Raw genomic sequence first — 23760 nt, 5'->3', positions numbered from 1 at the left:
GACAATGCTGGACATCTCCTCACGAGTGCGTGTACATGTGGAGACACTGCTAGCGGCGCAGAATGACATGGGGGTTTGCGATGCTATCGAGCAATACGCACCGGTCGGAAAGCCGGACGCCATGAACGCCCCTCACCTCCCGAAAGTGGCCGGAATCGATTCAACGGTGCCCTCGCCCGCACAGACTGTCGCGCCGGCACGTGCCACCACGGGTTCCCCACCGGCCCCTTCTCCACACGCGCCCGGTGCCGTCCTCCAGGACAGACTCGCAGGCTGGGTCTCCGATCTCACCACCCTGCACGAGCTCACCGAGCGGCTGGCCCGCACCGCCTCGCTGACGGACGCACTCCAGGAATTGCTACGCGCCGGAGCCGCCCTCGTGGGCGCCCGGCGCGGTCTCGTGGTGCTGGAGCCGGGCGACGGACTCGGCCCGGACACGACGATCGGCCTGGGACTCGCCCGAGCGGATCTCGGGCACATCGAGACCGTCCCGCGCAGCTCCATGTCGTACGGGAAGATCCTCGACGGGCTTCCCGGGGGCGAGGGCGAGATCGCCCAGCCCGACCTGCTCTCCGAGGACGGGCTCGACCCGCGGCACCGCGAGGTGGCCGCCCGGCTCGGTTATGCCGCGAGCTACACCCTGCCGCTGTCCACGGACACGTCGGGACGCCTGGGCGCCGCCGTATGGCTCTACGACGAACCGGCCGAGCCCGACGAGCGCCGGCGCCACCTGGTCGGCCTCTACACCGGACACGCGTCCGAGCACCTGGCCCGCCTGCTGGAGCTGGAGCGCACGCGCGCGTGCATCACGACCATCCGCGAGGAGCTGCTCCCCTCCCGGCTGCCCCGGGTCTTCGGGGTCCAGCTCGCCGCCCGGCACCGCACGGGGCCGCACGGCGGCGGCGACTGGTACGACGCGCTGCCGCTGCCCGACGCCGCGCTCGGCCTCGCGGTCGGCTCCGTCACCGGGTCGGGTCCCAGCGCCGTCGCGGCGATGGGCCGGCTGAGGGCCTCCCTGCGGGCGTACGCGGTGATGGAGGGCGAGGACCCGGTCGCCGTCCTGTCCGACCTCGAACTGCTGCTGCGGCTCACCGAGCCGGCCCGCTCCGCCACGGCCCTGTTCGCGTACTGCGAGCCCGCGCTGCGCAAGATCACGCTGGCCGGGGCCGGACACAGCCCGCCGCTGGTGATCGGCGAGCGCCGCACCGAGTACGTGGAGACGTCGCTCTCGGCGCCCCTGGGGATGCTCGCCTGCTGGGAAGCGCCCAGTGTGGAGTTCCAGGCGGAGGCCGGAGAGACGGTCCTGCTCTACACGGACGGGCTGCTGCACCGTACCGGCGACCCCATGGACCGGGCCTTCTCCCGGCTGCACGCGGCGGCCGCGAGCGTGCCCAGGGCGCTGCGCGCGGACCCGGGCGCCGTCGCCGACCACGTCCTGCGCGGCATGCTCCCCGACGGCCTCGACGACGCCGACAGCGACGACGACGTGGTGCTCCTCGCGGCCCGCTTCGAGTGAGCGGCGCGTCTCTCGGACGAGCCGCACGTCACCGCGTACGTCACCAGGGCCTTCGAAAAGCCTTCCAGCCCTGGTCGTCCTTCCGTACGACCGTACGATGGACGGCGTCCAGAGTCGTATCAAGGAGGCAGATCGTGTCGGAGGCGCTCAATCCGGAGACCCCGGAAGCCGTGCTTGACGAGGCCGCCGACCAGGCGGACGAAGTAGAGCCAGAAGAGCCCATCAAGCGGCGCAAGAACGGCCTGTACCCGGGCGTGTCGGACGAGCTGGCCGAGAGCATGAAGTCCGGCTGGGCCGACACGGAGCTGCACGGCCTGGAGCCGATCGAGCAGGCCGCGTACGCCGCCGCCCGCCGTGCCGCGCTCTCCGCGGCCTTCCCCGGCGAGCGCCTGGTCGTCCCCGCGGGGAACCTGAAGACCCGCTCGAACGACACGGAGTACCCCTTCCGTGCCTCGGTCGAGTACGCGTACCTGACCGGCAACCTCACCGAGGACGGCGTCCTCGTCCTGGAGCCGGTCGCGGACGGCCACCGGGCCACGATCTACCTGCTGCCGCGCTCCGACCGCGAGAACGGCGAGTTCTGGCTCTCCGGCCAGGGCGAGCTGTGGGTCGGCCGCCGCCACTCCCTGACCGAGGCCGAGCAGCTGTACGGCATCCCCGCCGCGGACGTCCGCGAACTCGCCGACAAGCTGCGCGAGGCGACAGGGCCCGTCCGGGTCGTACGCGGCCACGACGCCGGTGTCGAGGCGGCGCTCGCCGACAAGGTCACCGCCGAACGCGACGCCGAACTGCGCGTCTTCCTCTCCGAGGCCCGGCTGGTCAAGGACGAGTTCGAGGCCGGCGAGCTGCAGAAGGCGGTCGACTCGACCGTGCGCGGCTTCGAGGACGTCGTACGGGTCCTGGACCGGGCCGAGGCGACCAGCGAGCGCTACATCGAAGGAACGTTCTTCCTGCGTGCGCGGGTCGAGGGCAACGACATCGGCTACGGCTCGATCTGCGCGGCGGGACCGCACGCGTGCACGCTGCACTGGGTGCGCAACGACGGTCCGGTGCGCGCCGGGGACCTGCTTCTGCTGGACGCGGGCGTGGAGACCCACACCCTCTACACGGCCGACGTCACGCGCACGCTGCCGATCGACGGCACGTACTCGCCGATCCAGAAGAAGATCTACGACGCGGTGTACGAGGCCCAGGAGGCCGGCATCGCCGCCGTGCAGCCGGGCGCCAAGTACCGGGACTTCCACGACGCCGCCCAGCGCGTGCTGGCCGAGAAGCTCGTGGAGTGGGGGCTCGTCGAGGGTCCGGTCGAGCGGGTCCTGGAGCTGGGGCTGCAGCGCCGCTGGACGCTGCACGGCACCGGTCACATGCTCGGGATGGACGTCCACGACTGCGCGGCCGCCCGGACGGAGACGTACGTGGACGCCACGCTGGAGCCGGGCATGTGCCTGACCGTCGAGCCGGGGCTGTACTTCCAGGCGGACGACCTGACCGTGCCGGAGGAGTACCGGGGCATCGGCGTCCGCATCGAGGACGACATCCTCGTCACGCGGGACGGCAACCGGAACCTGTCGGACGGACTTCCCCGCCGGTCGGACGAGGTCGAGGCATGGATGGCCACGCTGAAGGGCTGACGCCGACACCGACACCGACACGGGCCTGACGGCCGGGTACCCGAAGGGGCGCCCGGCCGTCCCTGCCGATGGACACACGCGCGTGCCAACGTTTCCGGACACGCAAGCTTTTCAGGGGCGGGGGCGCGGGGGCGCTGTTCAGACGCGGGGGCGCGGGGTTGCCGTTCAGGCACGGAGGCTCGGGGCTTTCAGGCGCGGGACGCGGGGTTGCCGTTCAAGCGCGGGAGCTCGGGGCTTTCAGACGCGGGGGCGCGGGGTTGCCGTTCAGGCACGGAGGCTCGGGGCTTTCAGGCGCGGGACGCGGGGTTGCCGTTCAAGCGCGGGAGCTCGGGGCTTTCAGGCGCGGGACGCGGGGTTGCCGTTCAAGCGCGGAAGCTCGGGGCTTTCAGGCGCGGGACGCGGGGTTGCCGTTCAAGCGCGGGAGCTCGGGGCTTTCAAGCGCGGGACGCGGGGTTGCCGTTCAAGCGCGGGAGCTCGGGGCTTTCAGGCGCGGGACGCGGGGTTGCCGTTCAAGCGCGGGAGCTCGGGGCTTTCAGGCGCGGGACGCGGGGTTGCCGTTCAAGCGCGGGAGCTCGGGGCTTTCAAGCGCGGGACGCGGGGTTGCCGTTCAAGCGCGGAGGCTCGGGGGCTTTCAGGCGCGGGGGGCTCGGGGGCTTTTCAGGGGCGCGAGGAACTGCGCGATCAACCCCCACCGGCCCGCACAGGCCCAAGGACACCGAGCCGCTCAGGGGCGCGAGGAACTGCGCGACCAGCCACGGACGGCCCGCAGGGACCTGGACGGCCGGGCCACCCGGTCGGACCGGCGCCAGCCGGGTCCGGGCACCGGGCGGACGCTCAACACCGGCACCGGCAGGTCACCCCGTGAACGCCGACGGAGCGCCCCGGACAGCGAGCGAGTCCGCGAACAGCGCCCCCGCCAGCAGCCCCCCACTCCCACGGGGACTCCACGCGCGCGCGTGCAGGTCCTCGTCGAAGGCGGCCAGCGCCGCACCCCCCGCCGCCGTGGACGTACCGCCCGCCTCGACGACCCCGCGGGCACCCGCCTGGACGTGCCGCAGACCAAGTGGTCCTGCCATGTACAGCAACTCGGTGTCCTGGAGCGTCGACATGACGGCCAGCAGGGCGTCGAGCCGCGCGTACGGCTCCGGAACACCCGCGGAGCGAGCCACGGCCAGTGTCTCCAACGCCCGTCGCACATGCGGGAATCCGGCCTTCGCCTCGCCCCGCGCACCGGCCGCACCGTACTTCGCGGAGACCGACGAACCGCGGGAGGGCCGTCGTGGCGCCCGCCGGTCGGAGTGGGCCGCGATCCGCTTGGCGGTCGCCGCCAGCTCCCGTCCCCCGGCCCTGGGTTCCAGAGCCGCCGCGGCGACCAGCAGGCCGAGCACCCACAGCGCTCCACGGTGCCCGCCGCCCGCCAGGGCCACCGAGTGCTCGGTGGAGCGGCCGATCGCCCCGAGTTCGGCCCGGAGTCCGGGGGTCGCCGAGCCGGTCCGGCGGGCGGCTGCCGCCATCGCCGCGAGGCCCGGCTCCAGCGCCCTGGCCGACCAGCGCAGCGAACAGTGGTCCTCGCCGGTCACGCGGGCACCGAGATCGCGCGGGTCGGGCAGTCCTGGTTTGGGTGCCAGCGCCAACTGCCCGGTGAGCGCGGCCACGGCGGCCTGTGCCAGCGTCTCGTCCTCGCGGTTGCTCATCACCATGGCTCCTTACGAGCACGAGGAAGAAGCGAAGACGGCCTGGTAGCCGACGAGCGCCAGCCCGCCGGCCGCGGCCGTGGCCGTGCCGCCGGTGAGCGCGATCACGCGGCGCCGCGTGATGCTCGTTCCTTCGTGGTTTCCCGTCATGACGGGAAACCTAGGGAGGCCGGCCGTCAGGGACATGGGTGGAAGCTGTGAGCGCCCTGAGAATGCCGGGAAAGCTGAATTCGGCGGGAAAACGCCGCCCTCGTGGGGCCGGGAGGGCCGTCAGCCGTCCCCGGGAGGGTCAGCCGGCGAGCAGCGGTGTGCCCTCGCGCCACTTGAGGATCTTGTCGAAGCTGACCACGGCCCCGCCCCTGAGGGAGCTGTTGCCGATGTGGACGTGGTCGGCCAGTTCCTGGATCAGACACAGGCCCCGGCCGTTCTCGGCGTCGGTGTGGGAGGGCCGCAGGGGCGCACGGCCCCGCCCCGAGGGGAACCCGGGGCCGGAGTCGGTCACTTCGATCCGGCACTTCTCGCCGTCCAGATAGGCCGTGACCCGGTAGGCCTCGGTGGGTTCTCCCCGTACCGCGTCGCCTCCGTGCTCGACGGCGTTGGCGCAGGCCTCGCTCAGCGCGACGGAGATGTCGTAGGAGATGTCAGGATCCACCCCCGCGGACTCCATCGTGCCGATCAGCAGGCGCCGGGCGAGCGGAACGCTCGCCGCCTCACGCCGGAGATGGAGGGACCACCAAATGCTCATGCTCCAGCCTCCTGGCCGCGGCTCGACATACCGATACGTATTGCCGCCGCGCACCGGATGTAAGCGTGCCCGCGACGTGATGCCGCCCATAAGGGGGATATGCCGAGGCCATCTGCCGGTGTATGTACGGGCTTCTCATGCCAGAACGCACTCTTCCGGACCGTACGTCATCTTGTGGACCTGCCGTATGGAGCGGGTAGGGCCAGTGCGATGATGACCCCGCCATGACTGCTCACCACCAGCGCGCGCGCACCGGAGGTGATCTCCGGGTCCTGAGGGCCGCGGTGTTCACCGCCGTCTGTGTCGTGCTGGCCGCGGCAGGTCACTCCATCGTCTCCTGCGCGACGGTCCCCCTGTGGTCGCTCGGCGCGGGATTCCTCGCCGTCTTCGCCGTCGCGGCACCGCTCGCCGGGCGCGAGCGCTCGCTGCCGGGCATCACGGTGCTCCTCGCGACCGGCCAGACGGTGCTGCACACACTCTTCGGACTCGGGCAGCACGGCACGCCGGCCGCCTCGTCCACGGGCGTGGACACCTCGCTGGTGACCCGGGCCGCCCGGCTGGTGTGCGGTGCGTCCATCGCGACGCTCAGCCCCGCCCAGGCGCAGCGGATCCTCGCCGACGCACAGCTCGACACGAGCGGCGACGTCGACGTCAGCGGAAGCGTCGGCGTCGGTACGAGCGGCACGGGCAGCATGGACATGGACGCGGGCGGCGCGCACGCCCTGCACGAGCAGGCCGGCGCCCTGTCCACCGCCGTCGGAATGCCGGCGTCCGTGCTGCCGTCGCTGCCGATGCTCCTCGGCCATGTGCTCGCCGCCGTCGCCACCGGGTGGCTGCTGCGCCGCGGGGACATCGCCCTTCGGCGCCTCCTGCGGCTCTCGGCGCACGGGGTGACGCAGGGTGCCCTCGCCTCCCTGCGCGGAGCCCTGGCGCTCGTACGCGTTCTGCTGGCGGGCCTGCCCGGAGTGACCCCCGCGGTGCCGGGCGCACCGCGCACAGGGGGGAACGAGCCACCACTCCCGCGTACCACCGCTCTTCAGCACTCGGTCGTCCGGCGCGGTCCGCCGGCCGGCGAGGCATTCCTCCTCGCCGCCTGACACGGCACACCGCTTCGGACGTATCACTCCAGGGGTGCCGTCGTGCGGCACGCGCGCGTGCCCGCTCCTTCACGCGCGCAATCCCCGTTCCTCACCGAACCAGTGCTGAAAGCGAAGTGTTTCCCGCCATGAAGGCTTCTCGTATCGCCGCGACCGGTGTCGTCGCCGCCTCCGCCGTCCTCGTCCTGTCCGGCCCCGCGTTCGCGCACGTCAGCGTGTCGCCCGAGGGCACGGCCGCCAAGGGCGGTTACGCGACGGTCAACTTCAAGGTGCCGAACGAGCGCGACAAGGCCTCGACCACCAAACTGGAGATCAACTTCCCGGCCGACCACCCGCTCGCCTCGGTCATGCCGCAGCCCGTCGCCGGCTGGAACGTCAAGGTCACCAAGTCCAAGCTCGACAAGCCGCTCGAACTGCACGGCGAGAAGATCAACGAGGCCATCACCAAGGTCACCTGGACCGCGGACGGCAAGGGCATCCAGCCCGGCTTCTTCCAGAAGTTCCCGCTCTCCATCGGCGCGCTCCCCGAGGACACCGACGAACTGGTCTTCAAGGCCATCCAGACGTACTCCAACGACGAGGTCGTGCGCTGGATCGAGACGCAGAAGGACGGCGAGGAGGAGCCCGAGACGCCGGCTCCGGTGCTCGCGCTGTCCGCCGCCACCGACGACCACCACGGGGCCGCCGCCTCCGACGACACCGCCGCCGACACCGAGAAGGGCGACGACGCGAAGGCCGCCGCCAGCACCTCGACCGAGGCCGCCTCCGGCGACAGCAGCGACACCACGGCCCGCGTCCTGGGCGTCGTGGGCATCGTCGTCGGCGTGGCGGGCGTGGCGTTCGGCGTCCTCGCCGGCCGTCGGCGTACCACCGCTTAAATCCAGCCCTACCGACCCAACGTAGGACGCCCCACCGGGACCCCCGGCCGATCGTTCAGCGGCCGGGGTTCCGGGCCCGTGCCTCAGCGGCCGGGCGCGGCGTCCCCGGGAGAATGCACTATGCGCAAGAAGACGTACGCCGCGGCCGCTCTGTTCGCCGCGGCCGCTCTGACCCTTTCCGCCTGCGGAAGCGGGGACAGCGACAGTGGCAACGCTGTCGCCGAGGTGTCCGCCGAGGCCGGCGCGGACAAGGCCGCCACCGTCCTCGACAAGCCGTTCGAGAAGCCGGACCTCGTCCTCACCGACACACACGGCAAGAAGTACGACCTCCGCGAGGCGACCGAGGGCAAGCCGACGCTGGTCTACTTCGGCTACACCAACTGCCCCGACGTCTGCCCCCTGACGATGAACAACATCGCCGTCGCCAAGAAGCAACTGGCCCAGGACAAGAAGCTGTCCCAGGCCGAGAAGGACTCGCTCCGCGTCGTGTTCGTCACCACCGACCCGGAGCGGGACACCTCCGCGGCGCTCGGCAAGTGGCTCAAGGGCATCGACCCGGACGTCGTCGGCCTGACCGGTTCCTTCGACACGATCCAGGCGGGTGCCCGGACCCTGGGCATCTCCATCGAGGCACCGACGAAGGACAAGGACGGCAAGGTCGTCTCCATGCACGGCACGCAGGTCATCGCCTTCTCCCCGAAGACGGACGGCGGGTACGTGCTGTACGGCGAGGACGCCACCGTCGACGACTACACCAAGGATCTGCCCGCGCTGATCAAGGGCGCGAAGCCGTGACCCGTCGCACGGCGTCCGCTCGTACGGCGTCCGCGGCCGCCCTCGTCCTGGCCGCCGCCCTGACCCTGGCGGGCTGCGGGGGCTCCGACTCCGACTCCGACACGTCGGGGGACGGGCTGTCGGTGGGCTCCGCCTACATGCCGCAGCCGGTCTCGGACTCCATGGCGGCCGGCTTCCTGGTCATCGCCAACGACGGCGGCGCGGGCGACCGGCTGTCCTCCGTCACCAGCGACATCGCGGGCGAGGTCACCCTCCACACGACGGCCGGGCAGTCGATGGAGCAGGTCGAGGACCTCGCCGTCCCGGCCCACGGCAAGCTCGTCCTGGAGAGCGGTGGCGACCACCTCATGTTCGAGAAGCTGAAGCGCAAGCCGAAGGAGGGCGACACCGTGTCCCTGGAACTGCGCTTCACGAAGTCCGCGCCGATCACGGTCGAGATGCCGGTGAAGTCCGCCACCTACCAGCCGCCGGCGACGACGGGATCGTCCACGGGCTCGGGCCAGGGCTCAGGGCAGGACTCGGACCACGGTTCGTCCAGGCACTCGTCCAAACACTCGTCACGTACGTCCAAGCACTCGTCCAAGACGTCGCACCGCTGAGGGAGGGACCACGTTGAGTCAGACCATCGCTCCCCGTGTCCGGACACTGCTGTTGCTGCTCCTCGCCGTCACCGGCGCGCTCCTCGTCGGGGCCGCGCCCGTCTCCGCGCACGCCGCACTGACCGGAAGCGACCCCCAGCAGGGAGCGGTGGTCGACGAGGCACCCGCCCAGGTGTCGCTCACCTTCTCCGAGCAGGTCGCGATGTCCGACGACTCGGTGCGCGTGCTCGACCCCAAGGGCAAGCGCGTCGACACCGGCAAGACGTCCGGACAGGGCGGCAACTCGTACTCGGTCAAGCTGCACTCCGGCCTGCCCGACGGCACGTTCACCGTCACCTACCAGGTGGTGTCGGCGGACAGCCATCCCGTCTCCGGCGCCTTCACCTTCTCCATCGGGGCGCCCTCGAAGACTTCCGTCGCCGTGTCCGACCAGGAGGTCGGCGGCGGCGTGGTGGGCGGCCTCTACGGTTTCGCCCGCTATGTCTCGTACGCGGGATTCATTCTCCTCGTCGGCGGTTCGGCCTTCGTACTGGCCTGCTGGCAGGGCGGCACCGGCGTACGGGCGGTGCAGCGGCTCGTGGTCTCGGGGTGGCTCGCCCTGACCGGGGCCACCCTCGCCATGCTGTTGCTGCGCGGGTCGTACACCGGCTCGGGGAAGGTCGGGGACGTCTTCGACCTGAACCTGCTCAGCCAGGTGCTGCAGACCAAGACAGGCGCCGCCCTGGTCTCGCGGCTGCTGCTGCTCGCCGCGGCCGCGCTGTTCATCGCCGTGCTGTTCGGGGCGTACGAGAAGCGCGAGGACGACGAGGAGAAGAACGACCTGACCTTCGGGCTCGCCATCGGCGGGTTCGTCGTGGCGGCCGGTCTCGCCGCGACCTGGGCGATGGCCGAGCACGCCTCGACCGGTCTCCAGACCGGTGTCGCCATGCCCGCCGACGTGCTGCATCTGCTCGCCGTCGCGGTCTGGCTCGGCGGTCTGTCGACGCTGCTGGTGGCGCTCTACCGCGCGCCGGCGCCGTCCCTCGACCGGTCGGCCGTACAGCGCTTCTCCCAGATCGCGTTCGGCAGCGTGGCCGTCCTGGTCGTCACCGGGATCTACCAGTCGTGGCGCCAGGTCGGCTCCTGGTCGGCCCTCACGGGAACCGGGTACGGACAGCTGCTGCTGGTCAAGATCGGCCTGGTGGTCGTCCTCGTCGGCATCGCGTGGATCTCGCGGCGCTGGACCGGCCGACTGGCCCGGACGCCCGCCAAGGAACTGGTGAAGGCCTCGGTCGGGGCCTCGACGTCCAAGAGCTCGAAGAGCTCGAAGAGCTCGCAGGCCACGAAGGCATCGGCGGGTTCGAAGGGGGCGAAGGGAGCCGGCGGCGGTGGCGGCGGCAAGCGGGCCACCCAGCTGGCCCGGCAGCGGGCCGCGGTGGCCACCGCGCGCGAGAAGCGCCTGCGCGACGCGGACCCGCTCCGCTCGGGCCTGCGCCACTCGGTGCTCGCCGAGGCGGGCGTCGCGGTCGTCCTGCTGGCCGTCACCACCGTGCTCACCTCCACCGAACCGGGGCGTACGGAGGAGGAGGCGAAGGCCGCCACCGCCGCCACCTCGGAACAGGCCAGCGGGGCGCTGCTGTCGCTGGACATCCCCTTCGACACGGGCAGTCAGGACGGCAAGGGGATAGCCCGGGTCGAGATGGACCCGGCCCGCGTCGGCGGCAACGACATGCACGTCTACGTGGAGCGGCCGAACGGCAAGGCCTTCGACATCCCCGAGGTCAAGGTCGCCTTCACCCTCAAGGCCAAGGACATCGGACCGCTGCCCGTGGTCCCCGACCGCATCGCCACCGGACACTGGACGGCGAGCGGGGTGCAGATCCCGATGGCGGGCAACTGGCAGATCGCGGTGACCGTGCGCACGTCCGACATCGACCAGGTGACCGTGGACAAGAACGCGCAGATCGGCTGAACGACACCATGGCTGAACAGCCCACACATCCCGCACAACCATCACCACCATCACAGCCCTCGCAGCCCGTTTCGGAGACTTCGGAGACTTCGGAGATCTCCAAGACCGCCGAGAAGGGCTCCCCCGAGGCTGCCGTTCCCCCGGAGGCACGGCAGCCCGCCGCCAGGCGCGCCGGCGCCGTCTCGCGTCGGCGCCTGCTCGGCACCGCCGGTGCCACGGGTCTCGCGCTCGGCGCGGCGGGCGGAGCCGCCGGGTACGCCGCCGCCCCCTCCGCCGACCGGACCGCGCTCCTCAGCTCGCTCGGCGCGGACGAGGTGATGTTTCACGGGAAACATCAGCCGGGCATCACGACCGCCCTGCAGGCCCGCGGCCATCTCGTCGCCTTCGACCTGGCGGCGGGCGCCGGCCGCAAGGAGGCCGCCGCCCTGCTGCGGCGCTGGTCGACGACCGCCCGGCGGCTGATGGCGGGCGAGGCGTCCACGAGCGACGACACGGACGTGGCGCGCGACGCCGGGCCCTCGTCCCTCACAGTCACCTTCGGCTTCGGCCACAGCTTCTTCGCCCGTACGGGACTGGCGAAGCAGCGCCCCATCGCCCTCGACCCGCTGCCCGACTTCTCCTCGGACCACCTCGACAAGGCCCGCAGCAACGGCGACCTGTGGGTCCAGATCGGCGCGAACGACTCCCTCGTCGCCTTCCACGCCCTGCGCGCGATCCAGCGGGACGCGGGCCGGGCGGCCAGGGTGCGCTGGCAGATGAACGGCTTCAACCGCTCGCCCGGCGCCACCGCCCGCCCCTTGACGGCCCGCAATCTGATGGGGCAGATCGACGGCACCCGTAATCCCGAGCCGTCGGAGTCCGACTTCGACCGGCGGATCTTCGTACCGGACGCGGGTGATCCGGCCGGCGCGGGTGCCCCGTCCTGGATGGCGGGCGGCTCGTACGCCGTCGTACGCCGTATCCGGATGCTCCTCGACGACTGGGAGCAGCTCTCGGTCAAGGACCAGGAGGGCGTGATCGGGCGCCGGAAGTCCGACGGGGCGCCGCTGTCCGGCGGCACCGAGACGACCGCGATGGACCTGGAGAAGACCGGTGCCGACGGCAAGCTGGTCGTCCCGATCAACGCGCACGCCCGGATCACCCGGCCCGACGAGAACGGCGGCGCGGCGATGCTCCGCCGGCCCTTCTCCTTCCACGACGGCATCGACGCGGACGGGGTGCCGGACGCGGGGCTGCTCTTCGTCTGCTGGCAGGCCGACCCGCTGCGTGGCTTCGTCCCCGTGCAGCGCAAGCTCGATCGCGGGGACGCCCTGTCCACCTTCATCCGCCATGAGTCGAGCGGCCTGTTCGCGGTGCCGGGCGGGGCGGCGGAGGGGGAGTACGTGGGGCAGAAGCTGCTGGAGGGATGAGATCAGCTTCGCGGGGCGAGGTGGCGGAAGCGTGAGCCGCGTTCCGCAAGGCCCATTAGGGTGAGGCCATGCCAGCCAGCTACGCGTATCTCGGCCCCGAGGGCACCTTCACCGAGGTGGCCCTGCGGACTCTTCCGGAGTCCGCCACCCGGCAGCTCGTCCCGATGGTGTCCGTCCCCGCGGCGCTCGACGCCGTACGGGCCGGCGAGGCCGAGGCCGCGTTCGTGCCGATCGAGAACTCGGTGGAGGGCGGCATCACCACCACGATCGACCAGCTGGCCGTCGGCGAGCCGCTGATGATCTACCGCGAGGTGCTCCTCTCGATCACCTTCGCGCTGCTGGTCCGCCCCGGCACGAAGATGTCCGACATCAAGACGGTCAGCGCGCACCCGGCCGCCCAGCCGCAGGTGCGCAACTGGATGCGGAAGAACCTCCCCGACGTCGTCTGGGAGTCGGCGGCCTCCAACGCGGACGGCGCCCGGCTGGTCCAGGAGGGGCGCTACGACGCGGCCTTCGCGGGCGAGTTCGCGGCGGCGCGGTACGGCCTGGAGGCGCTGGAGACCGAGATCCACGACGCGGAGAACGCGCAGACCCGGTTCGTCCTGGTGGGCAAGCCCGCCCGGCCCGCGGCGCCGACCGGCGCGGACAAGACGTCCGTGGTCATCTGGCAGCGCGACGACCACCCCGGTGCCCTGCTGGAACTGCTCCAGGAGTTCGCCGTCCGCGGGGTCAACCTGATGCTGCTGCAGTCCCGGCCGACCGGCGAGGGCATCGGCAACTACTGCTTCGCCGTCGACGCGGAGGGGCACATCTCGGACCGCCGGGTGGCCGAGGCGCTGATGGGGCTCAAGCGGGTCTGCCCGAAGGTGCGGTTCCTCGGGTCCTATCCGCAGGCGGACGTCGATCCCCAGGACATGCGCGCACCGCGGGCCGGTACGTCGGACTCCGAGTTCGCGGCGGCCTCGGACTGGCTGGCCCGGTGCCAGGACGGCCGTTTCTAGTCGGTCCTACCTGCAGATTTTCTCTGTCCACAGAGTTATCCACAGGATGTCTTCTCGACCTGGGGACAAGTCGACAACGAAGTGTGATTCGGTCGACAAATCGGCCTACGGCTCACCACTGCGTCCACAGCCCCGCAGGTCACCCCTCGTCCACCTGTTTCCTGGGAGCAATCCCTTAGAGGGAGACATTTCCACTCGAACGTGGGTGTAGGGAGGGTTTGGCTCGGGAATTCCTCGTCCTGGACGGGGTTTTCGAAACGATCACTTCCGATGTCCACAGATCTTTCGCACAGCCTGTGGATAACTTTCCTGGATGTGGATTCCTGTGGACAACCCCCACTCCAAGTCCCTTGATCCACAAGGGAATCGAGTCAACACGTCACAGCCCGCCTGCTTCTTTCCGGGGGGCCTGGCCCTTTTCGATTGACGCGAATGGGCACAATCCACGCGAATCAAAAAATGCCGCCAAACCATGACAGATACGGCAGATCGGAATACCGGGTCGTGTCCCGGAACCTCGCACCGGTAGCCTTGCGGGGTGATTGACCTTCGCCTGCTCCGTGAGGACCCCGACCGTGTTCGCGCCTCCCAGCGCGCCCGTGGAGAGGACGTCGCGCTCGTCGACTCCCTTCTCTCCGCCGACGAGCGGCGCAGGTCGTCCGGCGTCCGCTTCGACGAGCTGCGCTCCGAGCAGAAGGCGCTCGGCAAGCTCATCCCCAAGGCCTCGGGCGACGAGAAGGCCGAACTGCTCCAGAAGGCCGGCCGGCTCGCCTCCGACGTGAAGACGGCCGACGCCGAGCAGCACGAGGCGGACGAGGAGACCAAGCGTCTCCTCCAGCAGCTCGGCAACCTCGTGCACCCGGACGTCCCGGTCGGCGGCGAGGAGGACTTCGTCGTCCTGGAGACGCACGGCACGATCCGCGACTTCGGCGCCGAGGGCTTCGAGCCCAAGGACCACCTGGAGCTCGGCGAGGCGCTGGGCGCCATCGACGTCGAGCGCGGCGCCAAGGTGTCGGGCTCGCGCTTCTACTACCTCACCGGTGTCGGCGCGCTCCTGGAGCTCGCGCTCGTCAACGCGGCGATCGCGCAGGCCACCGAGGCCGGCTTCATCCCGATGCTGACCCCGGCGCTGGTCCGCCCGCGCGCCATGGAGGGCACCGGCTTCCTCGGCCAGGCCGCGGAGAACGTGTACCACCTGGAGAAGGACGACTACTACCTGGTCGGCACCTCCGAGGTCCCGCTCGCGGCGTACCACATGGACGAGATCCTCGACGCCGACAAGCTGCCGCTGCGCTACGCGGGCTTCTCGCCGTGCTTCCGCCGCGAGGCCGGCACGTACGGCAAGGACACCCGGGGCATCTTCCGCGTGCACCAGTTCGACAAGGTCGAGATGTTCTCGTACGTCGACCCCGAGGACGCGGAGAACGAGCACCAGCGGCTCCTCGACTGGGAGAAGCAGTGGCTGACCGGTCTGGGGCTGCCCTTCCAGGTCATCGACGTGGCGTCGGGCGACCTGGGCTCGTCCGCCTCGCGCAAGTTCGACTGCGAGGCGTGGATCCCGACCCAGGGCAAGTACCGCGAGCTGACCTCGGCCTCGAACTGCGACGGCTTCCAGGCGCGTCGTCTTTCGGTGCGTATGCGGGACGGCAAGAAGGTGCAGCCGCTCGCGACGCTGAACGGCACACTGTGCGCCGTCCCGCGCACGATCGTGGCGCTCCTGGAGAACCACCAGCTGCCCGACGGTTCCGTACGGGTGCCCGAGGTGCTCCGTCCGTACCTGGGCGGCCGTGAGCTGCTGGAGCCGATCGCCAAGTGACCGGCACCACCGGGCCGACCGGCTCGATCAGCTCCACCGGGTCGTCCGGACCAGCCGGGCCGGCCGGGGGATTTCCGTACAAGCTCGTCGCGACCGATCTCGACGGAACGTTGCTGCGCTCCGACGACACGGTCTCGCCGCGCACGCGTGAGGCACTCGTCGCGGCCACCGCGGCGGGTGCCGCGCACCTCGTCGTCACCGGGCGGGCGGTCCCCTGGACCCGGCACATCCTCGACGACCTCGGATACGAGGGACTCGCGGTGTGCGGTCAGGGCGCACAGCTCTACGACGCCGGGGCGCACCGGCTGCTCACCTCGGTGACTCTCGACCGGCAGGTGGCGGGGCTCGCGCTCGCCAAGATCGAGGCGGAGGTCGGCCCGCTGGCCCTCGCCGCGAGCCGTGACGGCCTCGACGGCGACGTCCTGGTCGGGCCCGGCTACCGGGTGCAGGGTCTGCTGCAGTCCGTCCCGTTCACCGACGTGGCCGAGGTCTGGGCCGCGCCCCTGACCAAGATGTACATCCAGCATCCCCGTCTCACCGACGACGAACTGGCGTCCGCGGCGCGGGCGGCGGCGGGCGGTCTGGTGAGCATCGTGATGGCGGGCGAGGGCATCGTGGAGATCCTGCCGCTCGGGCTGTCGAAGGCCACGGGGCTCTCCCTGGCGGCCCGCCGCCTCGGTGTGAAGGCCGCCGACACGATCGCCTTCGGCGACATGCCGAACGACATCCCGATGTTCGCCTGGTCGGCACACGGCGTGGCGATGGCCAACGCCCACGAGTCGCTCAAGGCCGTGGCGAACGAGATCACCCTCTCGAACGACGAGGACGGGATCGCTGTGGTCCTGGAGAAGCTGCTCGGCTGAGGGCTCGAAGGACGACAGCCCTCCGGGTGGGCGGCCCGCGCCAAGGTGCGCGCTCGAAACGGCCGCCCCGGACAGCTCCCCGTGCGGGGTGGACTCGACGGAGGGGTAACTGCTCCGGAGCCCGCACGCTGTCCTGCCGGAAGCTCGACGGACCGCCGCTGACGGGCGCCGTCGTGCTCCTCTCCCGGACTGTGGCGCCGGAGAAATCCGGCGACCTGGACATCACCACTGTGCCCGTGGGCCGAGTCGGACGCCACCGAATAAAACCGGACAAGGCCGGGGCCGGAGACGGGGGCGGCGAGGGGCCGGGGGCGGGAAGCAGGGAACCCGGGCGGGGACGGATCACCCCGGATCGGCCACGAATCGTTCGCTGATCGGCCCCGGGACGATCAGCGGCGGCGCCACCCGCGACGCCGTGCCTTGCTGAAGAACCACCCTGCCGGCGGCTCGTCGGAGCGCCAGGGCTGCGGGTCGGGGCCGCCCTCGCGCCAGCGGGCCGCGAGCATACGGGCGCGCGCGGACGGCTCGGCCGTACCGGCGGAGCGGATGAAGTCCTCGTCCAGTACGAGTTCGCCGGCTACGAGTTCGTCGTCCCAGCCCTCCTCGGGGGCCTTACCCCGCCCTTCCCCGTCTTCGCCGGGGTCCTGCCCCGCGCCGCGTGGTGTCTTCGCTGCCATTCCCCGTTCCTCCTCGTCGCATCCCCTCGGACAAGTGTGCCGTGACACGGATAAAACCGGCTTCAAGATCACAAATGGCTGCGGCTCCACGCGCGCGTGGAGCCGCTCCGACGCCCCGACGCGAGGGCGGCGGGGCCTACTCCTCGCCGGCCAGTGTCAGCGTCCGCAGTTTCTGACCGGCGAACCAGGTGGCGGCGACCGTCACCGCGACCAGCAGCACCGTGCCGGTGATGAGGCCCACGTCCGAGGTGACGAGATCCCCGGACACCTTGTGGCCCACCGCGAGCGCCCACTGCTGCACGCTGAGCGTCTTCGCCCCGGCGACCAGCGACCCGAAGAGCGCCTCCCACACGAGGGCGTAGACGAGTCCGAAGACCACGGCGTGCCGGGTGATGGTGCCGAACAGCAGGAAGAGCGCCGCGTACGCGATGGAGGCGACCAGCGCGGCCACGGTGTAGGCGACGGCGATCTGCTGGCCGTTGCCGTTGAGGATCAGCCCGGCGACGAAGGTCGGTACCGCCGAGAACACCATGGTCACGGCGACGGCGACGATCAGCTTGGTGAAGATGATCGTGGGGCGCTTGATCGGCTTGGCGAGCAGGTAGACGACCGAGCCGTCGTCGATCTCGGGGCCGATCGCTCCGGTGCCCGCGATGACGCCGATGATGGGCACCATCGTGGCGAGCGCGAACCCGCCGAGGACGTCCGCGGCCACCTGGTCGTCGGCGCCCGTGAAGCCGCGTACGGCCACGGAGATGACGATCAGCAGAACGGGCAGTGCGCCCAGGATGAGGGCCCGGCGGCGGCCGAGGAGACCTCGGTAGGTGAGCCGGGCGACTGTGGGGTCGTACATCTTTCGGCCTCCTACGCCGCGACGAGATACGAGAAGACGGACTCGAGGGACTCGTCGGAAGGCGAGACCGTGAGCAGCCGGATGCCGTGGTCGCGAGCCACCCGCGGCAGCAGTGCCGTGAAACGTGGGAAGTCGACGGCCTGGATGCGCAGTGCGCCCTCCTGGAGATCCACCTCGATGCCGGACGTCGACGGGTCGGCGATGAGCGCGGCCGCGAGCGCGCGGTCATCGCTGGAGCGGACCAGATAGCGGTGCGGGCGGTCGGTCATCAGGCGGCGGATCCGGCGGAAGTCGCCGCTGGCCGCGTGCCGTCCGGCGACGATCACCTCGATGTGCGAGGCGAGTTGCTCGACCTCCTCCAGGATGTGCGACGAGAAGAGGACCGTGCGGCCCTCGTCGCCCATGCGGCGCAGCAGGTCCATGAGTTGCATGCGCTGGCGCGGGTCCATGCCGTTGAAAGGTTCGTCGAGCAGCAGCAGCGACGGGTTGTGGACGAGCGCGGAGGCCATCTTCACGCGCTGGCGCATGCCTTTGGAGTACGTCGAGATCTTCCGGTCCTGCGCGTACTCCATCTCGACCGTGGCCAGCGCCCGGTGCGCGGCCTTCTCGCCGAGGCCGTGCAACTCGGCGTTGGCGACGACGAACTCGCGGCCGGTGAGGAAGTCGTACATCGCCTCGCGCTCGGGGACGATCCCGATCTGCCGGTAGATGTCCTCGTTGCGCCAGGTCGGCTTGGAGTCCAGGGCGACGGAGCCGGTGGAGGGGGCCAGGAAGCCGCCCATCATGTTGATGAGGGTGGACTTTCCGGCGCCGTTGGGGCCGAGCAGTCCTGTGACACCCGGGCCGATGGTCATGGTGATGTCGTTGACGGCCACCACGTTGCCGAACCAGCGTGAGACGTGGTCGATGGTGAGAGTGCTCATGGGCGCGGCCCATTCCTTGGAAGGGTGGTGGCGGACGACGGGCGGGCGGTCGCGGTCCTCACAGTCCGACCTTTCGGTAGCGGCGCATCAGGAGGCCGTAGCAGCCCGCGACGAGTGCGAGGACGACGAGCAGATAGACGACGCCCTCTCCGGTCGAGGGGCCCGCACCGCCGGGGAAGGCGGACGAGGCGCCCAGGAAGGCGGTCTGCACTCCGTCGATCAGGGTGATGGGCGAGAAGAACCCGAGCCAGGCGATCGCGTCGGAGCTGGACTGGTCGTAGGCGATGGCCTGGACGGTGGACACCGCCCCGTAGGAGATGGTCAGCACGGCGATGACGGCGGCGATACCGAAGCCTCGGCGCGGGGTGATCGCCGAGATGACCAGGCCGATGCCGGCGAAGAGCAGGGAGAGCAGTGCCACGGAGACGAGCCCTTGTGCGAAGCCCTTGGTCTGGTCGATGAAGTCGAGTTTGGCCAGCAGCGCGCCCACATAGAGCACGAGCAGGGGTGCGGCGGTGAGCATGAACAGCGCCGAGGCCAGGGCCGCGTACTTGGCGCGTACGTAGTCGGCGGTCTCGATGGGGCGCGAGAAGTACAGCGGGACGGTCTTGAAGCGCAGGTCGCGGGAGACGGCCTGCGGTCCCTGGGAGGCGACGTACAGACCGATGACGGCCTGCATGATGACCGCGTAGCGCGTGTACTCGACGGGCAGGTCCTTCAGGTCGGTGGCGACGGTGACCGCGACCATGATCAGCGCGGGGACGCACATCACCACGAAGAGCAGCATCGGCAGCACTTTGGTCTTCGCCGAGCGGCCGAGGCCGTACGCGCCGCGCAGGGACTGCGAGTAGAGGGAGCGGCGGGCGTACGCGCGCCCCAGGCGGGGGCCGTCGTAGTTGCGGTAGCCGATGTTGTGGATCCGGGTCTGCTCACCCGCGTGGGCCGGAGCCGGGACCTGGGCCGAGGCCTGTGTGGGGACCTGTGTCCGGGGCTGCTCAACCGCCATGGCCGACCGCCTCCTTCCGCTGTTCGTCGCCGTCCTTCAGGACCGCCTGTGCTTCGGCGTCCCTGGCTGCCTGTTCGTCGCTGTCCGTGAAGACCTCCGCGATGTGGTGCCTGCGCTGCTCCATGCGGACCAGGCCAAGGCCCAGGTCGGCGACGACGTCCCGTACGAGGTCGTACGTCTCCTCGCCCTGCGCGGTGAGCAGGAGGATGTGGCCCGCGCCCGGCAGTCCGCTGCCGTCGTGGGTGTCGATCCCGCGCGCGTGGAGCACCTCGCGCAGTGCGCCGGTGCCGTCCGGGTGCTCGTCCGTGTCGGTGACCTCCACCGCGAGGATCGCCGTGCGCTGGGTGAAGTCCGTGGTGGAGCTGGACCGCAGGAGCTTGCCGCCGTCGATGACGACGACGTGGTCGCAGGTGCGCTCCAGCTCGCCCAGCAGGTGCGAGGTGACCAGCACGGAGATGCCGAAGTCGGTGTGGATGCGGCGGATCAGGCCGAGCATCTCGTCGCGCCCGACCGGGTCGAGGCCGTTCGTAGGCTCGTCGAGGAAGACCAGCTGCGGGTCGTGGACCAGCGCCTGGGCGAGCTTGACGCGCTGCTTCATCCCTGTCGAGTAGCCGCCGATGGGGCGATACCGCTCCTCGTAGAGGCCGACGTGGCGCAGCGTGTCCGCGGTGCGCTCACGGGCCGCCGCCGGGGGCAGGCCGGACATGCGCGCCATGTGGACGACGAACTCGGTGGCCGAGACGTCCGGCGGCAGGCAGTCGTGCTCGGGCATGTATCCGACGCGCTCACGGATGTCGCCGCCCTTGGTGGCGACATCGAGTCCGAGCACCGCGGCGCGGCCCTCGGTGGCGGGGGACAGCCCCAGCAGGATCTTGATCAGTGTGGACTTGCCGGCTCCGTTGGCTCCGACGAGTCCGGTCACACCGGGTCCGACGTCCACGGAGAGCCGGTCAAGAGCGGTCACCCTGGGGAACCGCTTGCTCAGGCTTTCGGTCGCGATCACAGTCACGATTCGAAGGTAGTGGCGCAGGCCACACCGAGTCGTCAGACCTGGGAGCTGTATCGCCGTCACTCTCCAGTCGTACGGGCCCGTAGGGGTCCCCCTCAGGTCGAACAACCGGCGAGTGCCGTTCCCGCTCTTACTCCTCCTGCTTCCGCTCCTGCTCCTGCTCCGGCCCCGGGACCGGGACGGGACCAGCCCGGCCCAGCCCGTCCCGTCCCGTTCGACGTGGTTGTCCCCATCGGCGCCGTTGTCCACAGGCCGCGCGACGCCTATTGACGCAGCCTCCAACAATGGTCACATTCATCAGTGTCAGGTTGCGGGCGCACACGGCAGTCGGCTTGGAACGGACGGTGGCATGACCTCAGCAGTGGTCCCGTCGGGCGCGCGCGAGCGCCGGGTGCGTACGGGCGGAGTCGACCTGTGCGTCGCCGAGTGGGGCGATCCCGCGCAGCCCACGGTGGTGCTCGTGCACGGCTATCCGGACTCCAAAGAGGTGTGGTCACAGGTCGCCGGGCGCCTGTCGGAGCGCTTCCACGTGGTGCTGTACGACGTGCGCGGCCACGGCAGGTCCACCGCGCCCCGGCCCCTGCGCGGCGGATTCACCCTGGAGAAGCTGACGGACGACTTCCTGGCGGTCGTGGACGCGGTGAGCCCGGACCGGCCCGTCCATCTGGTGGGCCACGACTGGGGTTCGGTGCAGGGCTGGGAGTTCACCACGGTCCCGCGCACGAAGGGCCGGATCGCCTCCTTCACGTCGATGTCGGGTCCGTCCCTCGACCACTTCGGGCACTGGCTGAAGAAGCGCGTGTCCCGTCCCACGCCCCGCCGGGTCGGTCAACTGCTCGGCCAGGGCGCCAAGTCCTGGTACGTGTACCTGCTGCACACCCCCGTCCTGCCCGAACTGGCCTGGCGCGGCCCTCTCGGCAGACAGTGGCCGAAGATCCTGCGCCGGCTGGAGAAGGTCCCCGCGGACGGCTATCCGACCTCGTCGCTGCCCAAGGACGCGGCTCATGGCGCGTGGCTGTACCGCGACAACGTCCGTCCACGCCTGCGCGAGCCGCGCACCGACGCGTACGCGCACGCGCCCGTGCAGCTCATCACGCCCCTGGGGGACGCGTTCCTGTCGGAGCAGCTCTACGACGAACTGGAGCTGTGGGCCCCGCGGCTGGTGCGCCGCACCCTCCCGGCGAAGCACTGGATCCCGCGCACCCGGCCCGACCAGGTGGCCGCCTGGATCACGGAGTTCGTGACCGCGACCGAGGGCGGGCGACCGGCTCCCGCGGCGCGCGGCCCGCACGCCGACCGCTTCGGCGGGCAGCTCGTACTGGTCACCGGCGCCGGCAGCGGCATAGGACGGGCCACCGCCGTGGCGTTCGCCGAGGCGGGCGCGCGCGTGGTGGCCGTCGACCGGGACGCCCCGAGCGCGGCGCGCACCGCGGAGCTGTCCCGTCTCGCCGGCTCCCCGGAGGCCTGGGCCGAGACGGTCGACGTCTCCGACGAGCAGGCCATGGAACAGCTCGCCGCGAAGGTCGCCGCCGAGTACGGGGTGGTCGACGTCCTGGTGAACAACGCGGGGATCGGTATGTCCGGCTCCTTCCTCGACACCACCGCGGAGGACTGGCGCAACGTCCTCGACGTCAACCTGTGGGGTGTGATCCACGGCTGCCGGGTGTTCGGGAAGCAGATGGCCGAGCGCGGGCAGGGCGGGCACATCGTCAACACCGCGTCGGCGGCCGCGTATCTGCCGTCGAAGGTGCTGCCCGCCTACAGCACCTCCAAGGCGGCGGTGCTGATGCTCAGCGAGTGCCTGCGTGCCGAACTGGCGGGCCAGGACATCGGCGTCTCGGCGATCTGCCCCGGGTTCGTCAACACCGCGATCACCTCGACGGCCCGCTTCACGGGAGTCGACGCCGCCGAGGAGAAGCGGCGCCGGACGAAGTCCGCCCTGCTGTACGGGCTGCGCGGCTACCCGCCGGAGAAGGTCGCCGCGGCCGTCGTGCGGGCCGTCGTGCACAACCGGGCGGTGGTACCGGTGACGGCGGAGGCCCGCGGTGGCCGTCTCCTGTCCCGTCTGGCTCCCCGGGCTCTGCGCGCGATCGCCCGGATGAATCCACCGCTGTGACAGGGCACCGCACCATCACGCCCTCGTAGACATCGCGTACCGGCGGGGACCCGGTAGGGGACGGGGATCCGGAAGGGAACGGGATCCGGAAAGGGACGGGATCCGGAAGGGCAGGGACAGTGACCGACCAGCCGGCCGGTGTCGCGTACCGGATCGAGGACCTGGCGCACCACAGTGGCGCCACGGTCCGGACGATCCGCGCCTATCAGGACCGTGGGCTGCTCCCCCGCCCCGAGCGGCGCGGTCGCGCCAACGTCTACGCGCACACGCATCTGGCCCGGCTACGGCAGATCGCGGAGCTGCTGGACCGCGGTTACACCCTGGCCTCCATCAAGGAACTCCTGGACGCCTGGGACGCGGGGCGCGGCCTCGGCGGGGTGCTCGGTCTGGTCGCGGAGGTCGACGGGCCATGGACGGACGAGGAGGCGGTCCGTATCTCGCGGGCCGAGCTCGGCGCGCGGTTCGGCGGCGACCAGGACGACGCGGCGGTGGCCGAGGCCGTCGAGCTGGGGGTGCTCGAACGGATTCCGGGGCAGGAGGACACGTTCCTCGTGCCGAGCCCCCAGGAGCTGGCGGTGGCAGCCGAGTTGTACGAGGCCGGTGTCCCGCTGTCCGCGATCTGCGGCCATCTGCGGGAGTTGAGGGGGCAGGTCGAGCACATCGCCACGCGCTTCCTGGAGTTCACGGCCGACCATGTCTTCGCCCGGTATCTCGGTGACCGTCCACCGAGCGACGCCGCCGCCGCGGAGGCCGCCTCGCTCGTACGCCGGCTGCGGCCGCTCGCACAGCAGACGGTGGACGCCGAACTGGCGCGCGCCATGCAGCTGTTCGCCCACCGGCAGCTGCGTCGGCACCTCGGGGTGGAGCAGCCCCGTCCGGACACGGAGGAGACCCGGACCGTGGTGGTCCCGGCGACGACAATGTCCGTCGTGGAAGGGCTGGTCGGCGCCGGACACGCGGCCGAGTTCATCGCGCTGGCCGCCGAACGCGAGGTGCGGGCCCGCGCCTTGGACGCACTTGCCGCAAAGGGCCATCGGACGGCCAAAGTTGACGAACCACCGTGAAGTGTCGACCAGTTGTCCACAGATTCTCCAACTGAGCCTGTGGATAACGCATTTGGCTGTGGATCAAACCTCTGGGCAAAATCAAATGCGTGATCAACGTCTCTCCGTGCACCCTGG

At 70.9% G+C, this 23760-nt stretch carries 21 protein-coding genes; 13 read left to right on the top strand and 8 right to left on the bottom strand.

Features of this window, described 5'->3' with window-relative positions; genetic code table 11:
• Positions 1–4 precede the first annotated feature (4 nt).
• Both ACLVWQ_RS31775 and ACLVWQ_RS31770 read left to right on the top strand, forming a co-directional pair.
• The gene (locus ACLVWQ_RS31775) at positions 5–1516 is read left to right on the top strand and encodes a PP2C family protein-serine/threonine phosphatase (RefSeq protein WP_414112686.1); all 1512 of its coding nucleotides are present in this window, start codon (positions 5–7) and stop codon (positions 1514–1516) included.
• A gap of 134 nt (positions 1517–1650) precedes the next feature.
• The gene (locus ACLVWQ_RS31770) at positions 1651–3147 is read left to right on the top strand and encodes an aminopeptidase P family protein (protein WP_414112685.1); all 1497 of its coding nucleotides are present in this window, start codon (positions 1651–1653) and stop codon (positions 3145–3147) included.
• 854 nt (positions 3148–4001) lie between these two features.
• Here the strand turns inward: ACLVWQ_RS31770 and ACLVWQ_RS31765 are convergent.
• The 3 genes from ACLVWQ_RS31765 to ACLVWQ_RS31755 form a co-directional block, all read right to left on the bottom strand.
• Positions 4002–4841 carry a triphosphoribosyl-dephospho-CoA synthase gene (locus ACLVWQ_RS31765; protein WP_414112684.1) on the bottom strand — a complete coding sequence of 280 codons (840 nt, stop codon included), beginning with the start codon at positions 4839–4841 and terminating at the stop codon, positions 4002–4004.
• A 12-nt stretch (positions 4842–4853) separates the two neighbouring features.
• On the bottom strand, positions 4854–4991 hold the full coding sequence (locus tag ACLVWQ_RS31760; protein WP_414112683.1) for a hypothetical protein: 138 nt from the start codon (positions 4989–4991) through the stop codon (positions 4854–4856).
• A gap of 139 nt (positions 4992–5130) precedes the next feature.
• Complete coding sequence (locus ACLVWQ_RS31755) at positions 5131–5586, bottom strand: ATP-binding protein (protein WP_414112682.1); 456 nt, start codon at positions 5584–5586, stop codon at positions 5131–5133.
• 224 nt (positions 5587–5810) lie between these two features.
• On the opposite strand from ACLVWQ_RS31755, the gene ACLVWQ_RS31750 reads away from it, so the two are divergent.
• The 9 genes from ACLVWQ_RS31750 (at position 5811) to ACLVWQ_RS31710 (ending at position 15995) form a co-directional block, all read left to right on the top strand.
• Positions 5811–6683 (top strand): hypothetical protein, encoded by an 873-nt coding sequence (locus ACLVWQ_RS31750; protein WP_414112681.1) that lies wholly within the window; start codon positions 5811–5813, stop codon positions 6681–6683.
• A 128-nt stretch (positions 6684–6811) separates the two neighbouring features.
• Positions 6812–7561 carry a YcnI family protein gene (locus ACLVWQ_RS31745; protein ID WP_414112680.1) on the top strand — a complete coding sequence of 250 codons (750 nt, stop codon included), beginning with the start codon at positions 6812–6814 and terminating at the stop codon, positions 7559–7561.
• 120 nt (positions 7562–7681) lie between these two features.
• Entirely contained in the window at positions 7682–8356 is a 675-nt protein-coding gene (locus ACLVWQ_RS31740; RefSeq protein WP_414112679.1) for an SCO family protein, read from the top strand.
• Positions 8353–8955 (top strand): copper chaperone PCu(A)C, encoded by a 603-nt coding sequence (locus tag ACLVWQ_RS31735; protein ID WP_414112678.1) that lies wholly within the window; start codon positions 8353–8355, stop codon positions 8953–8955. Before ACLVWQ_RS31740 ends, ACLVWQ_RS31735 begins: the two co-directional genes overlap by 4 nt.
• A 13-nt stretch (positions 8956–8968) precedes the next feature.
• Entirely contained in the window at positions 8969–10906 is a 1938-nt protein-coding gene (locus ACLVWQ_RS31730; protein ID WP_414112677.1) for a copper resistance CopC/CopD family protein, read from the top strand.
• An 8-nt stretch (positions 10907–10914) separates the two neighbouring features.
• Positions 10915–12315 (top strand): iron uptake transporter deferrochelatase/peroxidase subunit, encoded by a 1401-nt coding sequence (gene efeB / locus ACLVWQ_RS31725; RefSeq protein WP_414112676.1) that lies wholly within the window; start codon positions 10915–10917, stop codon positions 12313–12315.
• Positions 12316–12383: 68 nt separating this feature from the next.
• Complete coding sequence (gene pheA, locus ACLVWQ_RS31720) at positions 12384–13316, top strand: prephenate dehydratase (RefSeq protein ID WP_414112675.1); 933 nt, start codon at positions 12384–12386, stop codon at positions 13314–13316.
• 538 nt (positions 13317–13854) lie between these two features.
• Complete coding sequence (gene serS / locus ACLVWQ_RS31715) at positions 13855–15132, top strand: serine--tRNA ligase (protein ID WP_414112674.1); 1278 nt, start codon at positions 13855–13857, stop codon at positions 15130–15132.
• A gap of 26 nt (positions 15133–15158) precedes the next feature.
• A complete protein-coding gene (locus ACLVWQ_RS31710; protein WP_414112829.1) occupies positions 15159–15995 on the top strand; it encodes an HAD family hydrolase in 837 nt (278 codons plus the stop codon).
• A 389-nt stretch (positions 15996–16384) separates the two neighbouring features.
• Here ACLVWQ_RS31710 and ACLVWQ_RS31705 read toward each other — a convergent pair whose 3' ends face one another.
• The 5 genes from ACLVWQ_RS31705 to ACLVWQ_RS31685 all read right to left on the bottom strand — a co-directional run bounded on the left by ACLVWQ_RS31705 (position 16385) and on the right by ACLVWQ_RS31685 (position 20457).
• Positions 16385–16672: a hypothetical protein gene (locus ACLVWQ_RS31705; protein ID WP_414112673.1), complete on the bottom strand. Its 288-nt coding sequence runs from the start codon at positions 16670–16672 to the stop codon at positions 16385–16387.
• Between the two features lie 136 nt (positions 16673–16808).
• Positions 16809–17525: an ABC transporter permease gene (locus ACLVWQ_RS31700; RefSeq protein WP_414112672.1), complete on the bottom strand. Its 717-nt coding sequence runs from the start codon at positions 17523–17525 to the stop codon at positions 16809–16811.
• 11 nt (positions 17526–17536) lie between these two features.
• The gene (locus ACLVWQ_RS31695) at positions 17537–18448 is read right to left on the bottom strand and encodes an ABC transporter ATP-binding protein (RefSeq protein ID WP_414112671.1); all 912 of its coding nucleotides are present in this window, start codon (positions 18446–18448) and stop codon (positions 17537–17539) included.
• A gap of 58 nt (positions 18449–18506) precedes the next feature.
• Positions 18507–19454, bottom strand: a complete 948-nt coding sequence (locus ACLVWQ_RS31690; RefSeq protein ID WP_414112670.1) for an ABC transporter permease — start codon at positions 19452–19454, stop codon at positions 18507–18509.
• Positions 19444–20457 carry an ABC transporter ATP-binding protein gene (locus ACLVWQ_RS31685; RefSeq protein ID WP_414112828.1) on the bottom strand — a complete coding sequence of 338 codons (1014 nt, stop codon included), beginning with the start codon at positions 20455–20457 and terminating at the stop codon, positions 19444–19446. Before ACLVWQ_RS31685 ends, ACLVWQ_RS31690 begins: the two co-directional genes overlap by 11 nt.
• A gap of 355 nt (positions 20458–20812) precedes the next feature.
• On the opposite strand from ACLVWQ_RS31685, the gene ACLVWQ_RS31680 reads away from it, so the two are divergent.
• Both ACLVWQ_RS31680 and ACLVWQ_RS31675 read left to right on the top strand, forming a co-directional pair.
• A complete protein-coding gene (locus ACLVWQ_RS31680) occupies positions 20813–22579 on the top strand; it encodes an SDR family oxidoreductase (RefSeq protein ID WP_414112669.1) in 1767 nt (588 codons plus the stop codon).
• 119 nt (positions 22580–22698) lie between these two features.
• A complete protein-coding gene (locus ACLVWQ_RS31675) occupies positions 22699–23643 on the top strand; it encodes a MerR family transcriptional regulator (protein WP_414112668.1) in 945 nt (314 codons plus the stop codon).
• The last annotated feature ends 117 nt before the right edge of the window (positions 23644–23760 follow it).

The organism is Streptomyces sp. CWNU-52B (assembly GCF_047444975.1).
In the GTDB taxonomy this organism is placed as follows: Bacteria; Actinomycetota; Actinomycetes; order Streptomycetales; family Streptomycetaceae; genus Streptomyces.
This window is presented reverse-complemented; position numbering and strand designations above follow the sequence as displayed.